Source organism: Comamonas antarctica, assembly GCF_013363755.1.
Classification (GTDB): Bacteria; Pseudomonadota; Gammaproteobacteria; order Burkholderiales; family Burkholderiaceae_C; genus Comamonas; species Comamonas antarctica.
In genome coordinates, this window is record NZ_CP054840.1 from 2,352,970 (window position 1) to 2,378,515 (window position 25,546).

Annotated in this window: 21 protein-coding genes; 6 read left to right on the forward strand and 15 right to left on the reverse strand. The window is 67.3% G+C overall.

Features of this window, described 5'->3' with window-relative positions; translation table 11 throughout:
- Nucleotides 1–113: 113 nt before the first annotated feature.
- The 10 genes from HUK68_RS10965 to HUK68_RS11010 all read right to left on the reverse strand — a co-directional run bounded on the left by HUK68_RS10965 (nt 114) and on the right by HUK68_RS11010 (nt 9,945).
- Nucleotides 114–1,127 (reverse strand): aldo/keto reductase, encoded by a 1,014-nt coding sequence (locus HUK68_RS10965; RefSeq protein ID WP_175504177.1) that lies wholly within the window; start codon nt 1,125–1,127, stop codon nt 114–116.
- Nucleotides 1,128–1,218: 91 nt separating this feature from the next.
- Nucleotides 1,219–2,178, reverse strand: coding sequence for a Gfo/Idh/MocA family oxidoreductase (locus HUK68_RS10970; RefSeq protein ID WP_175504178.1), 960 nt, complete (start codon nt 2,176–2,178; stop codon nt 1,219–1,221).
- On the reverse strand, nt 2,175–3,041 hold the full coding sequence (locus HUK68_RS10975; RefSeq protein WP_175504179.1) for a class III extradiol dioxygenase subunit beta: 867 nt from the start codon (nt 3,039–3,041) through the stop codon (nt 2,175–2,177). The genes HUK68_RS10970 and HUK68_RS10975 overlap by 4 nt, the downstream gene beginning before the upstream one ends.
- Nucleotides 3,042–3,485, reverse strand: a complete 444-nt coding sequence (ligA, locus tag HUK68_RS10980; protein WP_175504180.1) for a protocatechuate 4,5-dioxygenase subunit alpha — start codon at nt 3,483–3,485, stop codon at nt 3,042–3,044.
- Between the two features lie 2 nt (nt 3,486–3,487).
- Nucleotides 3,488–4,417: an amidohydrolase family protein gene (locus HUK68_RS10985; RefSeq protein ID WP_175504181.1), complete on the reverse strand. Its 930-nt coding sequence runs from the start codon at nt 4,415–4,417 to the stop codon at nt 3,488–3,490.
- Nucleotides 4,418–4,581: 164 nt separating this feature from the next.
- Nucleotides 4,582–5,265 carry a 4-carboxy-4-hydroxy-2-oxoadipate aldolase/oxaloacetate decarboxylase gene (gene ligK, locus HUK68_RS10990; protein WP_175504182.1) on the reverse strand — a complete coding sequence of 228 codons (684 nt, stop codon included), beginning with the start codon at nt 5,263–5,265 and terminating at the stop codon, nt 4,582–4,584.
- Nucleotides 5,266–5,293: 28 nt separating this feature from the next.
- Nucleotides 5,294–6,322, reverse strand: a complete 1,029-nt coding sequence (locus HUK68_RS10995; RefSeq protein WP_175504183.1) for an amidohydrolase family protein — start codon at nt 6,320–6,322, stop codon at nt 5,294–5,296.
- Nucleotides 6,323–6,357: 35 nt separating this feature from the next.
- Nucleotides 6,358–7,734, reverse strand: coding sequence for an MFS transporter (locus HUK68_RS11000; RefSeq protein ID WP_175504184.1), 1,377 nt, complete (start codon nt 7,732–7,734; stop codon nt 6,358–6,360).
- Nucleotides 7,735–7,806: 72 nt separating this feature from the next.
- Nucleotides 7,807–8,925 (reverse strand): 4-oxalomesaconate tautomerase, encoded by a 1,119-nt coding sequence (locus tag HUK68_RS11005; protein ID WP_175504185.1) that lies wholly within the window; start codon nt 8,923–8,925, stop codon nt 7,807–7,809.
- An 84-nt stretch (nt 8,926–9,009) separates the two neighbouring features.
- Nucleotides 9,010–9,945, reverse strand: coding sequence for a LysR family transcriptional regulator (locus HUK68_RS11010; protein ID WP_175504186.1), 936 nt, complete (start codon nt 9,943–9,945; stop codon nt 9,010–9,012).
- A 75-nt stretch (nt 9,946–10,020) separates the two neighbouring features.
- Between HUK68_RS11010 and HUK68_RS11015 the strand changes: the two genes are divergently transcribed.
- The 4 genes from HUK68_RS11015 (at nt 10,021) to HUK68_RS11030 (ending at nt 14,051) form a co-directional block, all read left to right on the forward strand.
- On the forward strand, nt 10,021–10,899 hold the full coding sequence (locus HUK68_RS11015; protein WP_175504187.1) for an HpcH/HpaI aldolase/citrate lyase family protein: 879 nt from the start codon (nt 10,021–10,023) through the stop codon (nt 10,897–10,899).
- 34 nt (nt 10,900–10,933) lie between these two features.
- Nucleotides 10,934–11,932: a tripartite tricarboxylate transporter substrate binding protein gene (locus HUK68_RS11020; protein WP_175504188.1), complete on the forward strand. Its 999-nt coding sequence runs from the start codon at nt 10,934–10,936 to the stop codon at nt 11,930–11,932.
- Between the two features lie 94 nt (nt 11,933–12,026).
- A complete protein-coding gene (locus HUK68_RS11025; protein ID WP_175504189.1) occupies nt 12,027–13,199 on the forward strand; it encodes a CoA transferase in 1,173 nt (390 codons plus the stop codon).
- Nucleotides 13,200–13,382: 183 nt separating this feature from the next.
- Entirely contained in the window at nt 13,383–14,051 is a 669-nt protein-coding gene (locus HUK68_RS11030) for a hypothetical protein (RefSeq protein WP_175504190.1), read from the forward strand.
- 13 nt (nt 14,052–14,064) lie between these two features.
- On the opposite strand, the gene HUK68_RS11035 is transcribed toward HUK68_RS11030, so the two are convergent.
- The 3 genes from HUK68_RS11035 to HUK68_RS11045 all read right to left on the reverse strand — a co-directional run bounded on the left by HUK68_RS11035 (nt 14,065) and on the right by HUK68_RS11045 (nt 18,254).
- On the reverse strand, nt 14,065–15,351 hold the full coding sequence (locus HUK68_RS11035) for a glutamate carboxypeptidase (protein WP_175504191.1): 1,287 nt from the start codon (nt 15,349–15,351) through the stop codon (nt 14,065–14,067).
- 141 nt (nt 15,352–15,492) lie between these two features.
- The gene (locus HUK68_RS11040; protein ID WP_175504192.1) at nt 15,493–16,500 is read right to left on the reverse strand and encodes a Bug family tripartite tricarboxylate transporter substrate binding protein; all 1,008 of its coding nucleotides are present in this window, start codon (nt 16,498–16,500) and stop codon (nt 15,493–15,495) included.
- Nucleotides 16,501–16,562: 62 nt separating this feature from the next.
- On the reverse strand, nt 16,563–18,254 hold the full coding sequence (locus HUK68_RS11045) for a long-chain fatty acid--CoA ligase (protein ID WP_175504193.1): 1,692 nt from the start codon (nt 18,252–18,254) through the stop codon (nt 16,563–16,565).
- Nucleotides 18,255–18,704: 450 nt separating this feature from the next.
- Here HUK68_RS11045 and HUK68_RS11050 point away from each other — a divergent pair, with 450 nt between their 5' ends.
- On the forward strand, nt 18,705–19,292 hold the full coding sequence (locus HUK68_RS11050) for a pyridoxamine 5'-phosphate oxidase family protein (RefSeq protein WP_244146141.1): 588 nt from the start codon (nt 18,705–18,707) through the stop codon (nt 19,290–19,292).
- Here HUK68_RS11050 and HUK68_RS11055 read toward each other — a convergent pair.
- Together HUK68_RS11055 and hrpA are read right to left on the reverse strand one after the other, a co-directional pair.
- A complete protein-coding gene (locus tag HUK68_RS11055; RefSeq protein ID WP_175504194.1) occupies nt 19,281–19,814 on the reverse strand; it encodes a hypothetical protein in 534 nt (177 codons plus the stop codon). The genes HUK68_RS11050 and HUK68_RS11055 overlap by 12 nt on opposite strands.
- Nucleotides 19,815–19,819: 5 nt before the next feature.
- Nucleotides 19,820–23,815 carry an ATP-dependent RNA helicase HrpA gene (hrpA, locus tag HUK68_RS11060; RefSeq protein ID WP_244146342.1) on the reverse strand — a complete coding sequence of 1,332 codons (3,996 nt, stop codon included), beginning with the start codon at nt 23,813–23,815 and terminating at the stop codon, nt 19,820–19,822.
- A gap of 268 nt (nt 23,816–24,083) precedes the next feature.
- Between hrpA and argA the strand changes: the two genes are divergently transcribed.
- The gene (gene argA / locus HUK68_RS11065) at nt 24,084–25,430 is read left to right on the forward strand and encodes an amino-acid N-acetyltransferase (protein ID WP_175504196.1); all 1,347 of its coding nucleotides are present in this window, start codon (nt 24,084–24,086) and stop codon (nt 25,428–25,430) included.
- The last annotated feature ends 116 nt before the right edge of the window (nt 25,431–25,546 follow it).

Here is a 25,546-nt window from a genome sequence, read left to right on the forward strand (position 1 = left end):
GGGTGCCACGGCATGATGATTTCATCAATCGATATCATAACTAAATAGTTTTTATCTACTTACAGGGTTAACCCGAAAATTGCTTTCATCAGCTGCCACGCCCTGGCGCTTTCTCAATTGCCGGTCGCGAACTCCTCGGTATCCACTTCCCTGTGCCCCTGCGCCGCGTAGCGCGTGCCCGCAATGGCCTGGGGCTGGAACAGCGCGTCGAGCTGCTCCAGTTGCGCGCTCGACAGCTTGACCTCGGCGCCATGCAGGTCTTCGTCCAGGTGCTTGCGTTGCGTCGTGCCGGGCAGTGCAATCACCTGCTCGCCCTGGTGCAGCACCCAGGCAATCGCCAGCGCCGCGAGGCTGCAGCCCGCCTGCTCGGCCAGCGCGCGCATCGGCTCCAGCAGGCGCAGGTTGCGCGGATAGTTCTCGGCCGAGAAACGCGGCATGGGCTTGCGCACGTCTTTGTCGCCCAGGGTGGCCGCGTCGGGCAGGCCCCCCGCCAGAAAGCCGCGGCCCAGCGGGCTGAAGGCCACATAGGCCACGCCCAGTTCGGCGCAGCGCGCCAGCGTGCCGAGCTCGGCATTGCGCGACCACAGCGAATACTCGCTTTGCAGCGCGGTGATCGGGTGCTCGCGATGCGCGCGCGTGAGCGTGTCGGCCGAGACTTCGGACAGGCCCAGCGCGCGCACCTTGCCCTCCTGCAGCAGCCGGCCCATCTCGCCCACCGACTCCTCGATCGGCACCGACTTGTCCCAGCGGTGCAGGTAGTAAAGGTCGATGACATCGGTGCCGAGGCGGCGCAGGCTGTCTTCGCAGTTGCGCCGCAGCGTGGCCGGACGCCCGTCGATCACGCGGCGCACCACGCCATCATCGCCCGCCACTCCGGCCATGCCGCCCTTGCTGCACAGCGTGATGCGGTCGCGGTGCGGCGCCAGCACCGGGCCGACCAGGGTTTCATTGGCGCCAAAGCCATAGAGCGCAGCGGTGTCGAACAGCGTCACGCCCCGGTCCAGCGCATGCGCCAGCAGCTCGCGGCCCTGCTCGGCGCCGGGCGGCGTGCCGTAGGCATGGCTCAGGTTCATGCAGCCCAGGCCGACGGAGGTGACATCAAAGGGGCCGATCTTGCGGGTTTGCATCAGTGGATTCCTTGGAAAAGACAAAGCCAGCGCTCGCGGTCTGCGGGCACTGGCCTGGGAGTTGCGAAGTCAGGCAAGCTTGCCCGATTTCTTAGCTCAATTGTTGCTCAAGCTTATGCAGCACTTGATAGCAGGGCAGCACCTGGGCCACGCTGGCATTGGGTTCGCGGCCTTCGCGGATGGCGGCGAAGAATTCGCGGTCCTGCAGCTCGATGCCGTTCATCGACACATCGACCTTGGAGACGTCGATCTTCTCGTCCTTGCCATTGAACAGGTCATCGTAGCGCGCGAGATAGGTGCCGGTGTCGCCGATGTAGCGGAAGTAGGTGCCCAGCGGGCCGTCGTTGTTGAACGACAGGCTCAGCGTGCAGATCGCGCCGTTCGCGGCCTTGAGCTGGATGCTCATGTCCATGGCAATGCCCAGCACGGGGTGGATCGGGCCCTGGATGGCGTTGGCCTGCACGATGGGGCTGCCGGCCTGGTAGGCAAACAGGTCCACGGTGTGCGCGGCATGGTGCCACAGCAGGTGGTCGGTCCAGCTGCGCGCCTGGCCCAGCGCGTTGGTGTTGGTGCGGCGGAAGAAATAGGTCTGCACGTCCATCTGCTGCAGATGCAACTCGCCCGCGGCCACCTTCTTGTGGATCCACTGGTGGCTGGGATTGAAGCGGCGCGTGTGGCCGCACATCGCCACCAGGCCCGATTTCTTCTGCGCGGCGACCACGGCTTCGGCATCGGCCAGGCTGTCGGCCATGGGGATCTCGACTTGCACGTGCTTGCCGGCTTCGAGGCACTGGATGGCCTGGGCCGCATGCATCTGCGTGGGCGTGCACAGGATCACGGCGTCGACCTCGGGCAGCGCCAGGCTGTCGGCGAGGTCGGTGCTCACATGCGCGATGCCGTACTTGTCGGCGACTTCACGCGTCTTTTCGAGGTCGCGGCTGACCAGCGACACGACTTCGACGCCGTCGATGTTCTTGATGCCGTCGAGGTGCTTGATGCCAAACGCGCCGGCGCCGGCCAGGGCTACTTTGATGGTCTTCTTGCTGTTCATTGGTTCTCCAGGATCAGGTGGCCCACGGCGGTATTCGAGGCGGGCACATGGTAGAAACGGTGTGCGACCTTGGGCACGGGCGCAGGGCTGTCGATATCGGACATCGCGCCGCGTGCGATGAGCCACATCACCAGCTCGATGCCCTCGGAGCCGGCCTCGCGCACATAGTCGATATGCGGCATCTTGGCCAGGCCATGCGGGTTGTCGACCAGGCGATCGAGAAAGGCCAGGTCCCATTCCTTGTTGATCAGGCCGGCACGCGCGCCCTGCAACTGGTGGCTCATGCCGCCCGTGCCCCAGATATGCACGTTGAGGTCTTCGTCGTAGCTTTCGACGGCATTGCGGATCGCACGGCCCAGGTTGAAGCAGCGCTGGCCCGAGGGCACGGGGTACTGCACGACGTTCACGGCAAACGGGATCACCGGGCAGGGCCAGCCCTCGCCCGGGCCGGGCTGGCCGCACATCAGCGACAGCGGCACGGTGAGGCCGTGGTCGACATCCATCTTGTTGACGATGGTCAGGTCGAAATCCTGCTGGATGACCGACTGCGCGATGTGCGACGCCAGGTCGGGATGGCCGACCACGGTGGGCACGGGGCGCGGGCCCCAGCCTTCGTCGGCAGGAGCGTAGCTTTCGGCCGTGCCAATGGCAAACGTGGGAATCAGGTCCAGGCTGAACGCGGTCGCGTGGTCGTTGTAGACCAGGAAGACGACGTCGGGCTTGTTGTCCTTCATCCACTGCTGCGAATACTCATAGCCCTTGAACACGGGCTGCCAGTACGCATCCTGGGTGCGGCCCAGGTCGATGGCCGCGCCGATCGCGGGCACATGCGAAGTGAAAACGGAAGCGGTGATGCGGGCCATTCAGTTGCCCTCCTTGCGTGCGGACAGTCCCTGGGGCTGGCGGTGCGCCTGCGCGTCGCCGTCTTCGCCAATGACGCGGTTGCCCTGCGCCGAACGGCCGCCGGCAACCATCATGGCGCGGTATTCTTCCTCGGTCATGCCGGTCATGGAGCCGGCCATCTGCTGGAAGCTCAGGCCGTCGGTGGCGCCGATCTTGGCGAGGAAGTAGATGTTGCCGCCGGTGCGCATGCACCAGTTCAGGTCGCGCGCCAGCACCGCCTGCTTCTGCTCCTCGGTCATTGCCCACTCGTCGAGATAGGCACGCTCGTTGGCCTTGAAGCGCGCGCGGTTCTCGGGCTTCATCAGCGACATGCAGAACTGATTGAGCCAGTAGCCTTTGCGCGACTGCTGGGCGTCGAAGATGATGGTGCCGGGCACATCGGTATAAGGTTTATGCAGAGCCATGATCAGGCCTCCTTGCCGCTTTCTTCTGGCCAATACAGACGCATGGGATTGTCCACCAGCAGCTTGCGCTGGAGTTCCTCCGTAGGCGCGATGTGGGGAATGAAATCCACCAGCAGGCCGTCGTCGGGCATATGGTCCTTGAGGTTGGGGTGCGGCCAGTCAGTGCCCCAGAGCACGCGGTCGGGGAACTCCTCGACCACGCGGCGCGCGAACGGCACCACGTCCTGGTAGGCATTCTGCTCGCCGTCCAATGCCTTCGGGCCGGTGATGGACAGGCGCTCGGGGCACGAGACCTTGCTCCAGACATTCTTGTGCTCGCGCATGAACTTCAGGAACAACTCGAATTCCGGGCCGTCGACGGGCTTGCTGACGTCGGGGCGACCCATGTGGTCCACCACCACCGTGGTCGGCAGGCTGGTGAAGAAGTCCCACAGCTCGGGCAGGTCCACGGCCTCGAAGTAGATCACCACATGCCAGCCCAGCTTCTGGATGCGGCCGGCGATCTCCAGCAGCTCGTCCTTGGGCGTGAAGTCGACCAAACGCTTGACGAAGTTGAAGCGCACGCCGCGCACGCCGGCGTCATGCAGCGCCTGCAGCTCTTCATCGCTGATGCTGCGCTTGACCGTGGCCACGCCGCGCGCCTTGCCGCCCGAGGCCTTGCAGGCATCGACCATGGCGCTGTTGTCGGCGCCGTGGCAGGTGGCCTGCACGATCACGTTGCGCGCAAAGCCCAGCTGGTCGCGCAGCGCAAACAGCTGTGCCTTGCTCGCGTCGCAGGGCGTGTACTTGCGCTCCGGCGCGAACGGGAATTCATTGCCCGGGCCAAACACATGGCAGTGGGCATCGACGGCGCCGGCCGGCACCTGGAATGTGGGCTTGGACGGACCGCTGTACCAATCGAGCCAGCCCGGGGTCTTTTCGAAATTTGCCATGTAAATCCGCTTTCTTTTATCCACGTCTTTCGCACTGCCAGCGGCCGAGGAAACTGGCGTGTCCCAGGTAGGGGACACCGAACAAGGGCCGCCCCGCAGCGATGGTGTCGTCCCCCTCCACCGAAGGATGAGAGGGGGAAGCCGCGTGAGCGGCTCAGGGGGTGTCAATCCATATAGCGGAGACCCGCCTTTTCCAGGGGCTCGCGCATCTTGTACATGTCCAGGCCCAGCACGCCCGAAGCCAGCTTGGCGCGCTTCTCGCCTTCGAAGCTCTCGCGCTTTTGCGCGGCTTCGAGCGTGGCGGCGGCCCTGGCCGCGGGCACGCAGACCACGCCGTCGTCGTCGGCCACGATCACATCGCCGGGCGTGACCCACATGCCGGCGCAGACCACGGGAATGTTCACCGAGCCCAGCGTGGCCTTGATGGTGCCGCGCGAGGAGATGGCGCGGCTCCAGACCGGGAAGTTCATCTCCTGCAGCGTCTTCACGTCGCGCACGCCGGCGTCGATGATCAGCGCGCGCGCGCCGCGCGCCTGGAAGCTGGTCGCCAGCAGGTCGCCGAAATAGCCATCGGTGCATTCGGAGGTCACGGCCGCGACCACGACATCGCCAGGCTGGATCTGCTCGGCCGCGACATGCATCATCCAGTTGTCGCCAGGCTGCAGCAGCACCGTGACGGCCGTACCCGACACTTGCTGGCCGGAATAGATCGGCCGCATATAGGGCTTGAGCAGGCCCACGCGGCCCATGGCTTCATGCACCGTGGCCGAGCCCAGCGCCGCGAGGCCGTCGGCCGCGGCCCTGTCGGCGCGTTGAATGTTGCGATAAACCACACCCAGTTCGTACATCTGAATCTCCTGATCGTTGGCGGCCTGCTTACAGGCCCTTCTTCTTGAGCGCGGCATCGAGGCGCGTGAACACGCGGCGCGCATTGCCTTCGTAGACCTGGAAGCGCTCTTCCTCGCTCAGGTTCTGCGTGGCTTCGATATAGCGCTTGGTGTCGTCGTAGTAATGGCCCGTGGTCGGGTCGATGCCGCGCACCGCACCGATCATCTCGCTGGCAAAAAGAATGTTCTTGACCGGGATCACGTTGGTGAGCAAATCAATGCCCGGCTGGTGGTAGACGCAGGTGTCGAAGAAGATGTTGTTGAGCAGATGCTCGTCCAGCAGCGGCTTCTTCAGCTCCTGCGCCAGGCCGCGGAATCGCCCCCAGTGGTAGGGCACGGCGCCGCCGCCATGCGGAATCAGGAACTTGAGCGTGGGGAAGTCCTTGAACAGGTCGCTGGTCAGGCACTGCATGAAGGCCGTGGTGTCGGCGTTGAGGTAGTGCGCGCCCGTGGTGTGGAAGCAGCTGTTGCAGCTGGTGCTCACGTGGATCATGGCCGGAATGTCGTACTCGACCATCTTTTCGTAGATCGGGTACCAGCTGCGGTCGGACAGCGGCGGCGAGGTCCAGTGGCCGCCCGACGGATCGGGGTTCAGGTTGATGCCGACATTGCCGTATTGCTCGACGCACTTCACCAGCTCGGGAATGCAGGTCGCGGGGTCGACGCCCGGCGACTGCGGCAGCATCGCTGCGGGAATGAAATGCTCGGGGAACAGTTCGCTCACGCGGAAGCACAGCTCGTTGCAGATCGCGGCCCAGGTCGACGAGGTCTCGAAGTTGCCGATATGGTGCGCCATGAAGCTCGCGCGCGGGCTGAAGATCGTGAGGTCCGAGCCGCGCTGCTTCATCAGCTTGAGCTGGTTGGTCTCGATGGTCTCGCGGATCTCGTCGTCGCTGATCTTCAGCGAACTGGCCGACGGGGCCTGGCTCGGGTCCTTGAGGCCGGCGATCTGCAGGTCGCGCCAGGCGCCAAGGGCGGCGGGGGCCGTGGTGTAGTGGCCGTGTACGTCGATGATCATTGCAATGTTCTCCTGTAATTCTTGAAGGTGCCGGATTAGTGCGCGGCGGTGCGGCCCACGGCTTCACCGTGGGGCTTGGGGCTGAAGATTTCCTTGACGACCAGCGCGGCCGTGGCGACCAGGCCGGCTACGGCCACCACGCTGAAGATCTCGCTGAAGCCCAGCTGCTGGGCCGACAGCTGCGCGACCAGGAACGAGCCGGCGATGCCGCCAAAGCGGCCGATGCCCAGCATCCAGGCCACGCCCGTGGCACGGCCGCGTGTCGGGTAGAAGGCCGCGGCCAGCGCCGGCATGGACGACTGCGCGGTATTCATGATCGTGCCGGCGAGAAACACCGACACCACCAGCCAGCCGAGGTTGCCCGCGGTCTGGCCGATCCACCAGATCGACACGGCGGTGAGCGCATAGCCGACGGCAATGATGCGCGTGGCGTTGAAGCGGTCCATGAGCCAGCCGAAGAACACCGCGCCCACGCCGCCCAGCGGGAACAGCGCCGCGACCAGCGCGCCGGTCTTGGGATCGAGCCCCGCATCGCGGAAGAGGATGGGCATCCAGTTGATCAGCGCGTAGAAGATCACCAGGCCCATGAAATACGCCAGCCACATCATGACCGAGCCGACGCGGTACGGCGCCGACAGAACGACGCCAATTCCGCTCTTGGCATCGGACTCGGGCGCGCTTTCGGTCATGACGAAACGCTGCACGCTCCTGACGCTGTCGCCGGCAATGCGCACCAGCACGCGGCGCACGCGCTCGACGGGATATTGCTTGGCCACCATGTAGCGCACCGACTCGGGCAGCTGCCACAGCAGCAGCACGACCAGCACCAGCGGCAGCACGCCGCCCAGCACCAGCACGCTGCGCCAGCCCAGGTGCGGAATCATCCAGGCCGCGAGGAAGCCGCCAAACGCCGCGCCCAGCGGAAAGCCGCAGAACATCGCATTGGTGAGCGTCGAGCGGCGGCCATCGGGGCAGTACTCGCTCATCAGCGTCACCGCGTTGGGCATGGCCGCGCCCAGGCCCACGCCGGTGATGAAGCGCAGCACCGTGAGGGTCCACAGGTCGGGCGAGAATGCGGACGCCAGGCAGGCCGCGGCAAACAGCGCCACCGAGCCCACCAGCACCAGCTTGCGGCCCAGCTTGTCGGCCAGCGGGCCGGCGCTCAGTGCGCCCGCGGCCAGGCCGAACAGCGCGGCGCTGAGCACCGGCGCGAGATCGGGCTTGCTCACGCCCCACTCCGTCATCAGATGGGGGGCGATGTAGCCGATGGCCGAGGTATCGAAGCCATCGAGCAGCACGATGAAGAAACACAGCGCGAAGATGCGCCACTGGAAACCGGAAAACGGATGCTCGTTGAGCAGGGTCTGCACATTCACGGCAGCGCCGGACTCACGCGGGGACTTGGATGACATAACGCTTCACTTCACTCTGGCCGCGGTCGCTTGGGCGGGCGGCCGCGATTGCAAACTTCAACCGGGGGCGGCTCAGCGCGCGCCGTCCCAGACGCTGCGCGGCACCATGACCTCGCCGCGCATCAGCAGGCGCGCGGTACGCAGCAAGGCCGCCTTGGTCACGACCGACGGCTCGGCCGGATCGCTGTCCAGCGTGACGCTGAATTCGCCGGTGGGATGCTCGACCGACACCGTGATGCTGCCATCTCCCGCGGGCACCTCGGCCACGCCTTCGCAGACCGTGCCCGGCATCTTGACCGCAGTGCCGACGGTCACCGCGGCCAGCACGCCAATCGCCTCGTGGCAGACATGGGGAATGAAGCTGCGCGTGGTCAGCGCGCCGCCATGTTCGGGCGCAGCGATCAGCGTCATCTTTGGGTAGTTCTTGTGCGTCACATCGCCCAGGCCCATGCGCTGCGAGATCTGCAGGCGCAGCGCCTCGATGCGGCGCTTGAGATCGTCATCGGCGTTGAGCTCGGCAACGCTTTCCCGGCCCGTGCGGCCCACGTCCTGCGCGCGCAGGATCACCAGCGGCATGCCGTTGTCGATGCAGGTCACATCGAGCGTGAAGTCGTCGAAGCCTTCGCCCGTGACGGTGATCGTGTCCTTGGCGTTGCCCGTGGGCAGCAGGCTGGAGCAGACCGAACCCGCGGTGTCGAGAAAGCCGATGTCGACCGGCGCCGACTGGCCCGGAGCGCCGTCGATGCGCGCCGTGCCTTCATACGAGATCTCGCCGCCCGGCGTCTGCACCGTGATGTCGGCCGCCATGTCGGTGTTGAGCGTGAGCACGCGGAAGGTGCTGGTCTCGCCGCGCGCGCTGACCATGCCGGTCTCGAGCGCGAACGGCACCACGGCCGCGAGCATGTTGCCGCAGTTGGGCGTGGTGTCGACAGTGTCTTTGTCGGGTTGCAGCTGGGCAAACAGGAATTCGAGGTCAATGCCTTCGCGCTCGCTCGGCGACACGATGCCGACCTTGCTGGTCAGCGGATGGGCGCCGCCGATGCCGTCGATCTGGCGCTTGTCGGGGGAACCCATGGCGGCAAGCAGCACCTTGTCGCGCGTGGGCAGATCCTGGGGCAGGTCCTGCGCACGGAAGAAAGGGCCTTTCGAGGTGCCGCCACGCATCAAAAGGCAAGGGATAGCCGTCTGCATCGCTGTTGTGTCTCCTGTGTGTTTGCTTCATTCTCACCAATCAGGGTCGCCTCCACTAGGCTTTGCGCCCGCTAGCAGGTATAGCTATTCGGCATAACCCGCAGATGCACCGGGGCGAGGCGCGGCATAGCCCCGCTCCCCCACCACCTGCTGCGCGCAATCGACAAGCCGGCGGATGCGCGCCAGCCGCGGCGACGAGCGCAGCCACAGCATGCCGAAGCGGCGCGACTCCGCCGCAGGCGCCCCGCCCTGCGCGGGCAGTGCCAGCCGCACCACGTTCTGGCCGTCATGCCAGTCCAGCGCAGTATCGGGCACCACGGCCACGCCCAGGCCGCGGTCGACCATCATCGAGATCGCCACCAGCGAGCTGAGTTCGAAGCGCTCGCGCGGCGTGATGCGCGCCGCGCGCAGGTAGCGCTCGACCATCTGCCCGCCGCCCAGGCTGCGGTCGTAGCGTATCAGCGGCTGGGTGCGCAGCAGCTCCAGCGGCGCAAGCGCTGCCAGATGGCGTGGCGCCAGCAGGATCAGCGACTCCTCGCGCAGCAGCGACCAGTCGAATGCCTTCGACAGCGCAAACGAAGGGTAGAGGCATACCGCCGCGTCAAGCGCGCCCTGCTGCACCGCGTGGTAGACCTGCTGGGTCGTGCCCGACTGCAGGAACACGGTGACCCCGGGCAGTTCGGCCACGAAGCGCGCCAGGATGTCGGGCAGCAGGCTGTGCAGCGCGGTGTTGATGGTGCCGATGGTCAGCTCGCCGACTTCGGCCTCCTGGTTCACGTGGGTGCGCGCATGCGCCAGATCGCGCAGCAGTTGCGGCGCCGCGGCCGCGAGCCGGTGCCCGGCCGGCGTGGGCGCGACGGTGCGCCCGGCGCGCGCCAGCAGATCCGTGCCGAACTCGCGCTCGAGCGTGCGCATCTGCTGCGCCACGGCGGCCGAGGTGAGGTGCAGGCGCCGCGCCGCTTCGGCGAGCGAGCCGGTTTCGACGACCAGCAGGAAGCTATGCAGGTATTGGGTCTCCATCACCCCATTATTTCTTGCTTTTGAAGAAAGATTGCATGTGTTTCTTTTGCTTTTTACGCGTCCCACAATCGCCGCATGAGAAGCAAACTGTTTGTTCCCGCATCCCGTCCCGAGTTGTTTGCCAAGGCGCTGGCCGGCGCGGCCGACAGCCTGTCCTTCGACCTCGAAGATGCGGTGGCCGAGCCGCGCAAGAATGAAGCGCGCGCCCTGCTGCAAGCCTTCCTGCACAGCTCCGCGGCGCTGGCCGGTCATCGCAAGACGCTGATCGTGCGCATCAACGCGATGGACACACCCCACTTCGAGCGCGATGTCGCCGGGATCGTCTGTCCGGCCGTGGACTGGATCAACCTGCCCAAGCCCGAAAGCGCCGACGACGTGCGCGCCGCAGCCGAAGCCGTGGAGCGCGCGGCAAGCGCCGCGGGCATGGCGCGTGCGCCGCGCCTGCTGCTCAACATCGAGACGCCGCGCGCGCTGCGCCTGGCGCATGAGATTGCCGCTGCCCATCCGCTGGCCGTGGGCCTGCAGGTCGGCCTGGGCGACCTGTTCGAACCCTATGGCATCCACCGCCGCGAGACCGCCGCCATTGCGCAGGTGCTGCTCCGCGTGCGCCTGGCGGCGGCCGAAGCCGGCATCGCGGCCTATGACGGTGCGTTTGCCAACATCCAGGACGCCGAGGGTTTTCGCGCCGAAGCCGAACTCGCGGCCCGCCTCGGCTTCACCGGCAAGACCTGCATCCATCCCAGCCAGGTGGCCACGGCCAACGCCGTGTTCCAGCCCGGCGCCGCGGAACTCGCCAGCGCGCTCAGGGTCGTCGAGGCCGCGGCCCGGGCCGATGCCGATGGCGTCGGTGCCTATGTGGTGGACGGAAAGATGATCGACCGGCCATTCGTGCTGCGCGCCCAGGCGCTGGTGGCCCAAGCCCAGGCCCTGGGCCTGGTGCCGCCAGCGCACTGACACCCCGAACACCCACAACAACCAGGAGACAGGCATGCAACCCTCAAGCCACACGCTGCGCCGCAGCATCCTCACGACCGCGCTCGCCTTGGGCACGGCAAGCCTGGCGCCGCTGGCCCAGGCCCAGCCCGGCGCCAGCTATCCAAGCAAGCCCATCACCATGGTCGTGCCCTACCCGCCCGGCGGCTCGAACGACTCGTTCGCGCGCCAGATCGCCAAGGAGCTGGGCGAGGTGCTGAAGCAGACCGTCATCGTCGACAACCGGCCCGGCGCGAGCGGCAACACCGGCACGGGCCAGGTCGCCAAGGCGCCGGCCGACGGCTACACCCTGGTGGCCGTGTCGTCGAGCATGACAACCAACGCCGCCATCCAGCCACGCCTGCCATTCGACGCGGTGAAAAGCCTGGCGCCGGTGGCCATGCTGGCGCGCGGTCCCATGGTGATTGCCGTCAACAACGAATTCGCGGCGCGCACGCCGGCCGAACTGGTGCAGGCGGTCAAGGCCAACCCGGGCAAATTCAACTACGCCACTTCGGGCACCGGCAGCGTCAACCATTTCGCCACCGAAATGCTGCGCTCCATGGCACCGGGCTTCGACATCACCCATGTGCCGTACAAGGGCCAGGGCCCCGCCGTCACCGACGTGATCGGCAACCAGGTGCAGATGATGATTTCCAGCGCGCCTTCGATCCTGCCCATGGTGCGCAACGGCAAGCTGCGCGCCATCGGCATCACCAGCCTGGAGCCCAGCCCGATTGCGCCCGAGCTGACGCCCATGGCCAGCGCGGTGCCGGGCTACGCCTTCGATCTGTGGTGGGGCCTGCTCGCCCCCGCGGGCACGCCCGCGCCCATCGTCAACCAGTTGAACCAGGCCGTGAACCAGATCCTGGCCACGCCGCAAATCAAGGCCAGCTTCCTGCGCGAAGGCGCGCTGGCTGCGTCGCTGACACCGCAGCAGTTCGGCGACGTGATCCGCGGCGACGTCGAGCGCTGGAAGAAGCTGGCCAAGGAGCGCCAGATCGTGGCCGACTGAACCGGCCCATTTCCCCTGGCAGTGCCGCGGCATGCGGCTGCGCACTGCCGCCATGGGCCTGCGCCCATGGCCTTTTCCGCAAGAGACCAGACACATGCAGCAAGACCTGTCAGAACAACGGCCCGGCCCGCGCGGCCCCCTCAGCGGCATCCGCGTGCTGGATTTGAGCGCCTATATTGCCGGCCCCTATGGCTGTTCGCTGCTCGCCGACCAGGGCGCCGAAGTCATCAAGATCGAGCCGCCCGCGGGCGACAACCTGCGCAAGTACCCGTCCACGCTCGAGGCGGAAAGCCGTGCTTTCGTCGGCGTGAACCGCAGCAAGTGGGGCATGGTGCTGGACCTCAAGCAACCCGATGAACTGGCCACGCTGATGCGCCTGGTGCGCGACGCCGACGTGCTGGTGCACAACTTCCGCCCCGGCGTTCCCGAACGCCTGGGCATTGCCTTCGAGCAACTGGCGCATATCAACCCGCGCCTGGTCTACTGCAGCGTCACGGGCTACGGCGCCACCGGCCCGCTGCGCAGCAAGGCCGGCTACGACCAGGTGCTGCAGACCATGACCGGCATGTGCGCCATGCAGGCCAAGGACAACGGCGCGCCTGAGATCCTCTATGGCTCGGTGGTCGATTACTACGCGTCCGCGCTGGTCGCCGCGGGCGTGTCGTCGGCGCTGTACGAGCGCACGCAAAGCGGCCTGGGCCAGCATGTGGGCGTGTCGCTGCTGCGCGCGGCGCTGACCATGCAGTCGGCGCGCCTGGTCTGGGCCGAAGGCGAGCCGCGCGACATCGGCCGCGACATGCGTTCGGGCGGCATCACCGGCATCCATCCCACGCGGGAGGGCCATCTCTACATTTCCGCGAACACATCGCATTTCTGGCAGGCGCTGTGCGAGAAGATAGGCCTGCCCGAACTCGCCGCCGACCCGCGCTATGCCAGCGTGCGGCTGCGCGCCCAGCACCACGATGAACTCGTGCCGCGGCTGCGCCAGGCGCTGGCCGCGCGCAGCGCGCTGGAATGGGAAGCGCTGTTTGGCGAAGCCGTGCCCTGCGCCGCGGCCCGCGCCGTCGAAGACATGTTCGATCACCCGCAGGTCGCCGCCGAAGGCATGATCACCGACATCGCCCACCCGACGCTGGGCAGCTACCGGGGCTTCACCCGCGCCATCGCGTTCGACCGCACCCCCGGCCCCGAGCCGTTTGCCGCGCCCACGCTGGGCCAGCACACGCAGCTGGTGCGGGGCGCGTTGGACGGGCCGCCGCAGGATTGAAGCGGACAGCGGCAGTGCGGCCGACGCTGTCACGCCCCTGCCGGGACACCCTGCAGTTCTTGGGCGACTGGCGCCATCGGCATCAGCGAAGACAAGCATTTGGCCGACAAGCCGGTCCGCGCCGGCCTGCTTGAATAGGCGGTTGATGGCGCCCGCCGTGTGCCACATCCGCATCACAAGCCCATGAACCTGCTGACCCGCACCGCTCTGCTTGCTTCCAGCCTGCTGGCCCCGATCGCCCTGGCCAGCAATGCCGCCCTCGAAGACACCTTCCGCGCCTTCAGCCACTGCGACGACCAGTTCTTCGCCAGCCTTCACACCCATTCCGCCGCGTGGGAGAGACATGTACCGCTGGAATCCGCCAAAAATGTAAGCTGGATTCCGGTCGGCAGCCGCGCCTATGTCGAGGCCGATTCCGTGCCGCTGCGGCATGCGCCCCAGGTCGCTGGCGTGAAGCTGCTGTCGTACTTCGACAAGAGCGTCGATCTCGACCTGCTGGGCAACTACCTGTTCTGGGGCTTCGTCGTCGAAGGCAGCCCCGAAAAGGTCGCGCAGCAGTTGCGTCCGCTGATCGACCGCGGCGAACAGCTGGTGCCGGCGCAAGGCCTGCTGGCGCGTGCCGAAGTGCGCAAAGACGGCCATTGGGAACGCGTCGCGTCGCCACCGGGCGATGCCCCAGGCAAATCGCGCCTGGAGCGCGTGCTGATACTCGAGCCCGATGAGGGCAGCCACGGCACCAGGACGCGCGTGACCTGCACGCTGCAGGGCGCGGTCGATGGCGCGGTCATGGCCGAGTTCCGTCCCGACATTCCCGCCGAGGATTACCCCGGCCAGCCCATCCCCGCTCCCTAGCCGGGCGTGGTGCTCATCGGCGCTCACCGGCAGCGCCGCGCGACAAGTCCATCACCAGGCGGGTGGCCAGATAGAGCCGCGGCACGATGCTGCCGATGAGCACGTGCTCGGCGTTGCCGGAGTGGGCGCCCAGGCTGCCAAGGCCCATGCCCTCCACCACCGCGCCACGGGTCTGCAACGCGGCAAACGCCGCATCGGTGCCCCCGCCCGTGGCTTCCTCCAGCACCGGCAGCTGCAGGCCGATTTCCCGATAGATGCGCCGGGCGTGCGCCGCCACGCGGCGCGACGCGGCGCTGGCGGCCAGCGGCGGGCGGCGCACTTCGAACTTCAGTTGCACGCGGGACTCGGGCAGCAACTGGTTGTGCACCCTGGCCTGCATGGCCTGTTCCAGCGCATGGAAATCCGCCAGCTGCAACGCCCGCGCATCCGCCTGCGCCCGCGCCTGCGCGGGCACCACATTGCGATGGGTGCCGGCGCTGGCCACGGTCCAGTGCAGCTTCAAGCCCTGCGCGTGCCGCGACAGATCGCGCATCTGCAGCAGCTGGTGCGACAGCTCGTAGAGCGCATTCACGCCCTGCTCCGGCGAGACGCCGGCATGCGCCGCCTTGCCCTGCACCGTGAGGTAGGCCGCGCCGATACCGCTGGTCGCCAGCCGCAGCGCCCCATCCGCACCGCCGCCCTCGAACGAAAGCACCGCATCCTGCGCCGCAGCCAGGCGCGTGATGGTATTGCGCGCGCCAGGCGAGCTGATCTCCTCGTCGCCGTTGATCAGCACGGTGAGCACGCCGTAGTCGCTGAAGCCCAGCTTTTGCAGCAGGCCCACGGTATGGATGATCGCGGCCACGCCCTGCTTGTCGTCGCCAATGCCCAGGCCCCAGGCCCGGTCGCCGTCCAGACGAAACGGCTGGTCCTTGAGCATGCCGGGGGGATAGACGGTATCCATGTGCGCAAGAAGCAGGATGTTCTTCGTGCCCTGCCCCTGGAGGCGGGCCAGCACCATGGGGCCGATCCGCTCGGGCGTGTCGTCCAGCCGGTGGATGTCGACGGGCTCCAGGATCTCTGCCGTGGCCCCACGCTGCTGCAACCGCGCCGCGATCAGCGCGGCAATCCGCGCCAGCGCTTCAACGTCATTGCTGCCCGATTCGATCTGCACCAGATCGCGCAGCGTGTCGAGCAGCGGCTGCTGCTCCTGCCGGGCCAGTGCCAGCACGGCTGCATGAGACGGTGCCAGCGCGCGGCATGGCGCCGGAGAAGCGGCCAGCAGCAGCGCAAGAGGAAACGCGGAAAAAAGGACGCGCATGGAAGAAACCTCCAGTGGCCATCGATCTTCCGATTGGACCCTGACTGGCGCCACCGCCAAGCCAGCGCGGACGCGTTTCCTGTGACAGCGGCCTTGCGGGAAAGCACGGGCAAGGCACAGCGTGCCACGCCATGCCCCGCCTCAATCGAGCTTCACATCCGCGGCCGCCACCAGTGCCTTCCAGGCGGGCGCATCGCGCTGGTAGACCTCGCGAAACGCCTGGGGCGTGCCCATGACCGCAAGGCCCCCGGTGTTGACCAGTTGCTCCTGCATCCTGGGTTCGAGCGCCAGCTCCTTCACCAGGCTGGAGAGTTGCGCCAGCACTTCCGCAGGAAGACCGGCGGGCGCGCCCAGGCCTATCCAGCCGACGACCGAACAGGCGCCGTCGGTCAGACCTTGCTCATGCAAGGTGGCGACCTGGGGCAGCGTCGGCGCGCGCTCGCGGCCGACCAGACCGATGGCCTTGAGCCGGCCCGCATCGACAAAGGGCTTGGCACCGGCCACGCCGGCAAAGCACAGCTGCAGCTGCCCGCCCAGCAGGTCCTGCAGCATCGGCGCCTCGCCCTTGTAGGCGACATGGGTCATGTCCGCGCCCGTGGTCTTGCTGAGATAGGCGCCCACCAGATGCGCCTGCGAGCCCTGCCCCCACGAGCCATACGACAGCTTGCCCTTGCGCGCCTTCACATAGGCCAGCAGTTCCTGCATGTTGTTGGCCGGCACCGAGGGATGGACGACCAGCACGATCGGCGCGGTGGCGATCTGGCTGACCAGTTCCAGGTCCTTTTCCGGGTTGTAGGGCAGCTTGGAGTAGAGGTACTGGTTGACCATCATCGACGTCGACAGCGAAACCAGCAGCGTATGGCCGTCGGCCGGCGCGCGCGCCACCGCATCGGTGCCCAGGATGCCGGAGGCGCCGCCGCGGTTGTCCACCACCACCGGCTTGCCCAGGCGCTTGGACATGCCGTCGGCCAGGGTGCGCGCGACGACGTCGGTGCTTCCGCCCGCGTTGTAGGGGACGATGATGCGTATCGGCTTGGACGGCCAGGACGCCTTCGCGGCTTGTGCGTGGGCCGCGCCCAGCAGGCTTGCGCCGGCCCAGGCGGCGGCCCCCTGCAGCAGCGTGCGTCGATGGATTGGCAGAACATTCATGGCGTATTCCTGAGAGTGCGAAATCATGGCTGGATCGGGGGTCTGGTGAACCGCGCCCGGCATCACGCGGCGGCCTCGCGCTCCTGCAATACGCGCCACATCACCTTGCCGCTGCCGCTCTTGGGCAGCGCGTCGACGAATACCACCTGGCGCGGCGCCTTGTAGCTGGCCATGTGCTCGCGGCACCAGTCGAGGATCTCCTGGGCGCTGACCTGGTCCTTGTGCGAGGCGCGCAGCACGATGACCGCCTTGACGGTCTCGCCGCGGTAGCTGTCGCGCGCCGAGATCACGCAGGCTTCCTGCACGGCGGGGTGCTTGAACATCAGCGCCTCGACCTCCGCGGGCCACACCTTGAAGCCGCTGGCGTTGATCATGCGCTTGAGGCGGTCGGTGATGAAGAAGTAGCCGTCCTCATCGACGCGGCCCAGGTCGCCCGAGCGGAAAAAGCGCTTGCCCTCGATCTCGATGAAGGCCGCGGCCGTGGCCTCGGGGCATTTCCAGTAGCCCGCGAACACTTCGGGGCCGTGGATCACGATCTCCCCCTGCTCGCCCTGGGGCACCTCCAGCAGCGTGTCGGGGTCGATCACGCGCGCATCCGTGCTCATGAACGGAATGCCCAGGCATTGCTGCTTGGGCCGGTCGGGCGGATTGCTGTGCGAGGGCGCGGCGGTTTCGGTCAGGCCGTAGCCCTCGATGTAGCGCAGGCCGAACTGGTCGAGCAGGCGCTGTGCCACGGCCTGCGGCATGGCCGCGCCGCCGCCGCCGATGTGGCGCAGGCTGGTGAGATCGTACTCGTCGAAATTCGGACTGCCCATCAGGTCGATGACCATGGTCGGGATGTTGGTCCAGCTCGTGACCTGGTAGCGCGAGATCAGGCGGCCTGCCAGGTCCCGGTCCCAGCGCGGCATGATCACCAGGGTCGCGCCCAGGTAAATGCAGGCGTGCAGCATCGACACCAGGCCGGTGATATGGAACATCGGCACCACGCCCAGCACCACCTGCTCGCTCGTGCCATTGCTCCAGATGCCCGATGCCACCGCGTTGTGCATGATGCTGTGGTGGGTGTGCATGCAGCCCTTGGGCAGGCCGGTCGTGCCGCTGGTATAGGGCAGCACGCACAGGTCGCCGCTGCCGGCGGTGTGCTGCGGCGGCGCCTCGGTGCAGGCCAGCGCCTCTTCCCAGGCATGGACTTCGCCGCGCGCGAGATCGGGCAATGGATGGCGCGTGCCCAGCCACTCGCGCCACTGCGCGGGCGGCGCATCGGCGCCCTGCACCCCGGTTTCAAACGCGTCGGTGAACTGGGTCACCACCAGGTGCTTCAAGCCATTGCCCGCGGGCAAGGCGTTGCTGGCCTTGGCGAGTTCGAGCGCGAGATCGCCGCTGGTCAACGCGACACGCGCCTCGGGATCGGTGATGTAGTGCTGCAGTTCTTCCGCGCGGTTCATCGGGTTCACGGGCACCACCACCGCGTTGGCGCGCAGGATGGCGTAATGCGCCAGCACCAGTTGCGGCGAGTTCTGCATGAGCACCACCACCCGGTCGCCCGCGCGCACGCCCAATCCGTGCAGATACGCGGCCATGCGCTCCACGCCTTCGGCCAGCTCGCGGTAGCTCGTGTGCCGGCCGAAGAACACCAGCGCGGTCTTGTCGGGATAGCGCCGCGCGCTGATGGCCAGGTTCTCCCAGACGGAGGTCGCTGGAACGGTGATCGAATGGGGCAGCCGCTGGGGCCAGAAAGCGTAGTGAGGGCGCATGGAGGTTTTGGATCGTTGGCAGGGAAGGCTTCCAGCCTAGACCACCCGCCCCGCTCTGGCATCGGGAGCAAACCCCGGGTCGAGTCATCTGCGCGACCCGGCCATATGCACTCGCGGGCATTTTTCATTGCCCTCAGCCCCTTGCGCCAGGCTACCCCTTTGGTGGCACCCGGCTATCCGACATCACCGGGGGTCGAGGCACTTCAGACCGCCAAGCCACCATGCCGCCGACCCGTTTTTGACGGGTTTCTGGGCCAAACCGCGAGGCTGCCCGGCAGAGCCGGAAATCGGATGTGCCAGGCGCTGCGTTTTTATTGCCGGAGAAAAGACCATTTCGCAAAATGTATCCATTTGAAACAAGGAAACCGGCTGATTTACAACTGACCAGATGGCTGCGTTCACCTCTATAACTCGTCCCATTCAGCATCACTGTTTACCGGGAGGGACCGCATGAACCACACCATCCTCAGCGGCATGGCGCGCAAGCACGCTCCATCCTCGGCCGGAGCCCGGGCAGCCGGCGCCTCGGGCGCGAGCGAGCCGTCACCCGCGTCTCCCCGGTCCGCGCAGACCTTGCGCGCGCTGCTTCACAGCCGGCGCACGGCCACTCTCGCAACCCAAAGCCAGCAGGCGGCCGAGGCGCCAGGCATCTGGCTGGTGCCCTACGCCATCGACGGCGTGGGCAAGTGCCTGGTGCTGCTGGCTAGCAGCGCGGCGCCCCATGCGCGCCAGATGCAGGCGCAGCCCGTGGTCAGCCTGTTGATTGCACAAAGCGAATCCGCGCCGCAGCCCGTGCATATCCATGAGCGGGTGTCCATCATCGGACTGGCGAAATTTCCGGTATCGGGGTCCGCGGCCTGGGTCAGCGCACGCCACGCCTATCTGCGCCGCTTTCCCGATGCCACGACCATGACCCAACTGGGCGACTTCCGCTTCGTCTGCATCGGTCCGCAACATGCGCGCCATGTGGTCGGCTACGGCGCGACGCGCAGCGTCGAGCAGCCGGAACTGCTGGCCCTGCTGGCCTCACCCCATTGACGCGTCTTGCGGCACGCCGCCGCGCACCCGCCGGGCCACCAGCGCAAACTCCTGCGCCGGCTGGCCCGCGACGCAGGCGCGCACATGGTCCTCCCAGATCTGGCCCTGCTGTTCGACCTGGGCACGCGCAAAGCAGTCGTGCATGGCTTGCGCATCGCCGCAGCGCGCATAGTCGTAGGGATTGCGCCCGCCCAGCAGATGGCGCAGCTGCAGCCACAGGGCCTGGCGCGTGACCGGCAGGCCCTGCGCGCGCTGCCACTGGTGCAGCAGCTCATGCGCAAACCACCCGGCAATCTGCGCATTGGTGAGGCGCAGCGGCTGGCACGGGTCGCCCGCCATGAAGCAGGCACGCGGCATGGAGATGCGCCCGCCATTGAGCGACAGCGCGCGCCGCGTGTCGCCCACGCGGCGCAGGTACAGGTGGATGCCCGGCAGCAGGCCATCGAGCGCCGCGCCAAAGTGCTGCCGCACGAAGTCGCGCTCGGACGGCAGCAGCGGGCGGCGCCAGAACCAGCCAGCCATGGCGCTCAGCGCTGGAGTTGCGCCCACACCTTGTCCAGCCGCTTGACGCTGACCGGATACGGCGTGCGCAGTTCCTGGGCAAAGAAGCCCACGCGCAGCTCCTCGAGCATCCAGCGGTACTCCTGCATGCGCGCGTCGACCTGCCCCTTGCGGTCCGCCACCAGACGCCAGTAGCGCTGCTCGTGCGGGCGCAGTTCGGACAGCCGCGCGGCATCGCGCGCCATGTCGGCGCGGTACTTGTCCAGGCGCAGCGTGATGGCCTTGAGATAGCGCGGAAAGTGCGCGAGCTGCGTCCAGGGCGCGGCCGCGATGAACTGCTTGGGCATGAGCCTTTGCAGCTGCTGCTGCGCGTCGGCCGTGGCCTCGGGCGCGTTCTTCGTGTCCTTGAGCTTGCGCGCCGCGGCCGAATACTCAGTCAGGATGGCGCCGGCCAGGCGTGCGACCTCGTTGGCAATCAGCGTCAGCCGGCCGCGGCCGTCCTGCACGCGCTGGGTGAACTCGGCTTCGGTCGTGGGCAGCGGCTCGAGCAGGAAGACGCGGTCGATGGCGACATCAATGATCTGCTGGCGCAGCTCCTCCTGCGTGCCCAGCGGCATATAGGCCACGGCCATCTTCTGCAGGTCGGGAATGTTCTTCTCGAGGTACTTGAGCGCGTCGCGGATCTGCAGCGCAAACAGCCGGCGCAGCCCCGCGCGGTGCCGCGCGGCGGCGACTTCGGGCTCGTCGAACACTTCGATGCCGACCGCATCGCCATGGTCGATCAGCGCCGGGAAGCCGACCAGCGACTGCTGGCCCTGGCGGATCTCCATCAGCTCGGGCAGCGTGCCAAAGCTCCACTGCGTGTAACGCTGGCTTGCCGAGGGCGCGTTGCTGGCGGGCGCAGCGGCTGCCTTGGCCGCGGCTGCGGGCGCCTTGCCGGACGCGGCCTTGGCCGCAGCGCTGCGTGCCGGTGCGGCCACAGGCGCGGGCGCGGGTTCGTCCAGCACGCTGGCCAGCTTCATGCCGGCCAGCGCCTGGAACGCACCGCGCGCCTTGGCGCCCAGCTGGGCCTTGAGCGCGCCCAGGTTGCGGCCCTGCCCCAGCTGGCGGCCATGCTCATCCGTGACGCGAAAGTTCATGAACAGGTGCGGGCTCAGCATGTCGAGCTTGAAGTCGGCGCGCTTGACGTCCAGCGAGGTTTCGTCGCGCACCTGCTTGAGCAGCGCATCGATCAGCCCGCCCTGCACATAGCGCTCGGGCGCGCACAGCAGCTCGGCCAGGCGCGCAGCGTTCTCGGGCAGCGGCACGAAACGGCTGCGCGGGCGCTGCGGCAGGCTCTTGAGCAAGGCCTGGATCTTGTCCTTGAGCATGCCCGGCACCAGCCACTCGGCGCGTTCCTCGCTGACCTGGTTGAGCACGAACAGCGGCACCGTCACCGTGACGCCGTCGCGCGCGTCGCCGGGCGAATGCAGGTACTGGGCCACGCAATCGACGCCGCCGAGCTTGACCACCTTGGGAAACGCCTGGGTCGTGATGCCCGCGGCCTCGTGGCGCATCAGTTCATCGCGCGTGAGGCGCAGCAGGTCGGAGTTCTCGCGGCTCGCGCCCTGGAACCAGCGCTCGAACGTCGCGCCGCTGAACACATCCTGCGGCAGTTGCTGGTCGTAGAAAGCGTAGATCAACTCGTCGTCGACCAGCACGTCCTGGCGCCGCGACTTGTGCTCCATCTCCTCGATCCGGGCCACCAGCTTGCGGTTGGCCTGAAGGAATGGCAGGCGCGTGTCCCAGCCGCCATCGACCAGCGCCTGGCGAATGAACAGCTCACGTGCCGACTGCGGATCGACCTTGCCGAAGCTCACGCGCCGGCCGTTGTAGACCACCAGCCCGTAAAGCGTCGCGCGTTCGAGCGCGACCACATCGGCGCCCTTCTTTTCCCAATGCGGGTCGAGCAGCTGCTTTTTCAGCAGATGCGCACCGACCTCTTCAAGCCACACCGGCTCGATGGCGGCAATGCCGCGGCCGTAGAGGCGCGAGGTCTCGACGAGTTCCGCGGCGACGATCCAGCGCCCGGGCTTCTTCGCCAGATGCGCGCCGGGGTGCGGATGAAAGCGGATGCCGCGCGCTCCGAGGTAGCTGTCGCTCTCGTCGGCCTTGTAGCCGATGTTGCCGAGAAGGCCCGACAGCATGGACAGGTGCAGCGCCTCGTAGCCCGCGGGCTCGGTGTTGATCTGCCAGCGCTGTTCCTTGACCACCGTGAGCAGCTGCGAGTGGATGTCGCGCCATTCGCGCACCCGGCGGATGTTGATGAAGTTCTGCCGCAGCAACTGCTCCCACTGGCGGTTGCTGATCTTGTGCGACGCGTCGTCGGCGGCTTCGGGCACGCCGGGCGCGGGAGTCCAGGCGGGTGCCGCTGCGCCGGCCGGCTGCGCGCCGCTGCTGCGCTGGGACGCGGGCAGGAAGGCCGCGCTGCGCGACGAGACGCGCGGCGCGGGTGCGGCCTGGGCCGCCATCTCGCGCCGGCTTTGCGCGACGACCTTGCCGCCGCGCGCATCGTGCAGCCATTTCCACAGCCGCAGGTAGCCGGAAAACTCGCTTTTCTCGTCGTCGAACTTGGCGTGCTGCTGGTCGGCCTGCTGCTGGGCATCGATGGGCCGGTCGCGCACGTCCTGCACCGACAGCGCCGAAGCGATCACCAGCACCTCGGCCACGGCGCCGCGCGCGCGCGCCTCGAGGATCATGCGGCCCACGCGCGGGTCGAGCGGCAGGCGCGACAGCTCCTGGCCCATGGGCGTGATGTCGCCGCGCTCGGTGACGGCGCCGAGCTCGGCCAGCAGCTGGTAGCCATCGGCAATCGCCCGGCCCGTGGGTGCTTCGAGAAACGGGAAGTTGACCACGTCGCCCAGGCCCAGCGACTTCATGCGCAGTATCACGCCGGCCAGCGAGCTGCGCAGGATTTCGGGGTCGGTGAAGGCCGGGCGCGCAAGAAAGTCGGCCTCGTCATAGAGACGCAGGCAGATGCCGTCGGCCACGCGCCCGCAGCGGCCCGCGCGCTGGTTGGCCGCGGCCTGGCTGATCGGCTCGACCAGCAGTTGCTCGACCTTGCTGCGGAAACTGTAGCGCTTGACGCGCGCCGTGCCCGCGTCGATCACGTAGCGGATGCCCGGCACCGTGAGCGAGGTTTCGGCCACGTTGGTCGCAAGCACGATGCGCCGGCCGGTGTGGCCCTCGAAGATCCGGTCCTGCTCGGCCTGCGACAGGCGCGAGAACAGCGGCAGCACCTCGGCGCCGCGCAGCACCGGCTGGTGCTGCAAATGCTTGCGCAGATGGTCGGCGGCCTCGCGGATCTCGCGCTCGCCCGGCAGGAACACCAGGATGTCGCCGCCACGCGCGCCGGCCCAGAGTTCGTCGACGCCATCGGCAATCGCCTCGTTGAGGCCGTAGTCACGGCTTTCCTCGAAAGGACGGTAGCGCTGCTCCACGGGATAGGTGCGGCCCGAGACCATGATGACCGGCGCCGGGCCATCGGCCGAGGCGAAGTGGCGCGCGAAGCGGTCGGCATCGATGGTGGCCGAGGTCACCACCACCTTGAGATCGGGGCGCTTGGGCAGGATCTGGCGCAGGTAGCCCAGCAGGAAGTCGATGTTCAGGCTGCGCTCGTGCGCCTCGTCGATGATCAGCGTGTCGTAGGCCTGCAGCAGCGGGTCGGTCTGGGTTTCGGCCAGCAGGATACCGTCGGTCATCAGCTTGACCGAAGCGTCCTTGGACAGGCGGTCCTGGAAGCGCACCTTGTAGCCGACGACATCGCCCAGCGGCGTCTTGAGTTCTTCGGCAATGCGCTTGGCCACCGAGCTGGCCGCAATGCGCCGCGGCTGGGTGTGGCCGATCAGCCGGCCGCGCGTGCCCTCGGGCGCATTGCACTTGCCGCGGCCCAGCGCCAGCGCGATCTTCGGCAGCTGCGTGGTCTTGCCGGATCCGGTTTCGCCGCAGACGATGATCACCTGGTGCTGCTGCATCGCCAGCATGATCTCCTCGCGCCGCGCGGACACGGGCAAGGACGGGGGAAATTCAATGGACAGGGCGCAGCGCGCGGGATTCAAAGGCATAGCCCGCCATTATCCGCAGCACTGGCGATAAGCGCTCGCCGGCGCCGATTTCCGCGCTCCCCGCGCGGGACTCTGCGGTGTCAACTTCTTGCCACCACGCGGCGCACCGGCCCGTCACATGCTTATGATGCGCCATTCGACGCCGCACGCCCCGTTGCCGCAGCCTTCCAAGATCGCCCCGCCGTCCATGTCCACCGTCTTCAACTTCACCTTCGTTCCCTGGTTCCGTTCGGTTGCGCCCTACATCCACAAGTTCCGCAACCAGACTTTCGTGGTCGGCATCACGGGCGAGGCAATTGCCGCGGGCAAGCTCACGAGCATTGCGCAAGACCTGGCCATGATCCAGGCGATGGGCGTGCGCATCGTGCTGGTGCATGGCTTCCGCCCCCAGGTCAACGAGCAGCTGCAGGCCAAGGGGCACGCGCCGCAGTATTCGCATGGCATCCGCATCACCGACTCGGTGGCGCTCGACTGCGCGCAGGAAGCAGCAGGCCAGCTGCGCTACGAGATCGAAGCGGCGTTCAGCCAGGGCCTGCCGAACACGCCCATGGCGGGCGCCACGGTGCGTGTGCTGTCGGGCAACTTCATCACCGCGCGCCCGGTGGGCATCGTCGACGGCGTCGACTTCAAGCATTCGGGCCTGGTGCGCAAGGTCGATGTGAATGCGATCCGCCAGACGCTGGACATGGACGCCATGGTGCTGCTGTCGCCGTTCGGCTTCTCGCCCACGGGCGAGGCCTTCAACCTGAACATGGAGGAGGTTGCGACCAGCGTGGCGATCGAACTCAAGGCCGACAAGCTGATCTTCCTCACCGAAGTGCCGGGCATCCACCAGGACCCGCTCGAGCCCGCGGGCGACGAGAACCCCATCGACACCGAGCTGCCGCTGGCCACGGCCCAGGCGCTGCTGGCCCAGCTGCCGCCGCCGCAGCAACCCACCGACACCGCCTTCTACCTGCAGCACTGCGTCAAGGCGTGCAAAGCCGGCGTCGAGCGCAGCCACATTCTGCCGTTTGCCGTCGATGGCGCGCTGCTGCTGGAAATCTATGTGCACGATGGCATCGGCACCATGGTCATCGACGAGAAACTCGAAGAACTGCGCGAAGCCACGCCCGACGACGTGGCCGGCATCGTGCAGCTGATCGAGCCGTTCGAGAACGACGGCACGCTGGTCAAGCGCAGCCGTACCGAAATAGAGCGCGATATCACCAATTACACGCTGATCGAACACGATGGCGTGATTTTCGGCTGCGCAGCGCTGTATCCATACCCCAAGGAAAAGACCGCCGAAATGGCCGCCGTCACGGTTTCGCCCAAGAGCCAGGGCACGGGCGATGGCGAGAAACTGCTCAAGCGCATCGAACAGCGCGCGCGCAACCAGGGACTCGAAAGCCTGTTCGTGCTGACCACGCGCACCATGCACTGGTTCATCAAGCGCGGTTTCCAGCCGGTGGACCCCAACTGGCTGCCCGAATCCCGCAAGGCCAAATACAACTGGGACCGCAAGAGCCAGGTGCTGGTCAAGAAACTCTGATTTTTAAGCCATCCGTTCGCCCTAGGCGGGCCCCTTGAGCTTGTCGAAGGGTGAGCGAAATAACCCGTTCGCCCTAGGCGAGCCCCCTGAGCTTGTCGAAGGGTGAGCGGCCGGCC

Coding starts and splice junctions, on each gene's coding strand:
- HUK68_RS10965 (WP_175504177.1), bottom strand. CDS start 1,127: ATGCAAACCCGCAAGATCGGCCCCTTTGATGTCACCTCCGTCGGCCTG.
- HUK68_RS10970 (WP_175504178.1), bottom strand. CDS start 2,178: ATGAACAGCAAGAAGACCATCAAAGTAGCCCTGGCCGGCGCCGGCGCG.
- HUK68_RS10975 (WP_175504179.1), bottom strand. CDS start 3,041: ATGGCCCGCATCACCGCTTCCGTTTTCACTTCGCATGTGCCCGCGATC.
- ligA (WP_175504180.1), bottom strand. CDS start 3,485: ATGGCTCTGCATAAACCTTATACCGATGTGCCCGGCACCATCATCTTC.
- HUK68_RS10985 (WP_175504181.1), bottom strand. CDS start 4,417: ATGGCAAATTTCGAAAAGACCCCGGGCTGGCTCGATTGGTACAGCGGT.
- ligK (WP_175504182.1), bottom strand. CDS start 5,265: ATGTACGAACTGGGTGTGGTTTATCGCAACATTCAACGCGCCGACAGG.
- HUK68_RS10995 (WP_175504183.1), bottom strand. CDS start 6,322: ATGATCATCGACGTACACGGCCACTACACCACGGCCCCCGCCGCCCTT.
- HUK68_RS11000 (WP_175504184.1), bottom strand. CDS start 7,734: ATGTCATCCAAGTCCCCGCGTGAGTCCGGCGCTGCCGTGAATGTGCAG.
- HUK68_RS11005 (WP_175504185.1), bottom strand. CDS start 8,925: ATGCAGACGGCTATCCCTTGCCTTTTGATGCGTGGCGGCACCTCGAAA.
- HUK68_RS11010 (WP_175504186.1), bottom strand. CDS start 9,945: ATGGAGACCCAATACCTGCATAGCTTCCTGCTGGTCGTCGAAACCGGC.
- HUK68_RS11015 (WP_175504187.1), top strand. CDS start 10,021: ATGAGAAGCAAACTGTTTGTTCCCGCATCCCGTCCCGAGTTGTTTGCC.
- HUK68_RS11020 (WP_175504188.1), top strand. CDS start 10,934: ATGCAACCCTCAAGCCACACGCTGCGCCGCAGCATCCTCACGACCGCG.
- HUK68_RS11025 (WP_175504189.1), top strand. CDS start 12,027: ATGCAGCAAGACCTGTCAGAACAACGGCCCGGCCCGCGCGGCCCCCTC.
- HUK68_RS11030 (WP_175504190.1), top strand. CDS start 13,383: ATGAACCTGCTGACCCGCACCGCTCTGCTTGCTTCCAGCCTGCTGGCC.
- HUK68_RS11035 (WP_175504191.1), bottom strand. CDS start 15,351: ATGCGCGTCCTTTTTTCCGCGTTTCCTCTTGCGCTGCTGCTGGCCGCT.
- HUK68_RS11040 (WP_175504192.1), bottom strand. CDS start 16,500: ATGAATGTTCTGCCAATCCATCGACGCACGCTGCTGCAGGGGGCCGCC.
- HUK68_RS11045 (WP_175504193.1), bottom strand. CDS start 18,254: ATGCGCCCTCACTACGCTTTCTGGCCCCAGCGGCTGCCCCATTCGATC.
- HUK68_RS11050 (WP_244146141.1), top strand. CDS start 18,705: ATGAACCACACCATCCTCAGCGGCATGGCGCGCAAGCACGCTCCATCC.
- HUK68_RS11055 (WP_175504194.1), bottom strand. CDS start 19,814: ATGGCTGGCTGGTTCTGGCGCCGCCCGCTGCTGCCGTCCGAGCGCGAC.
- hrpA (WP_244146342.1), bottom strand. CDS start 23,815: ATGCTGGCGATGCAGCAGCACCAGGTGATCATCGTCTGCGGCGAAACC.
- argA (WP_175504196.1), top strand. CDS start 24,084: ATGTCCACCGTCTTCAACTTCACCTTCGTTCCCTGGTTCCGTTCGGTT.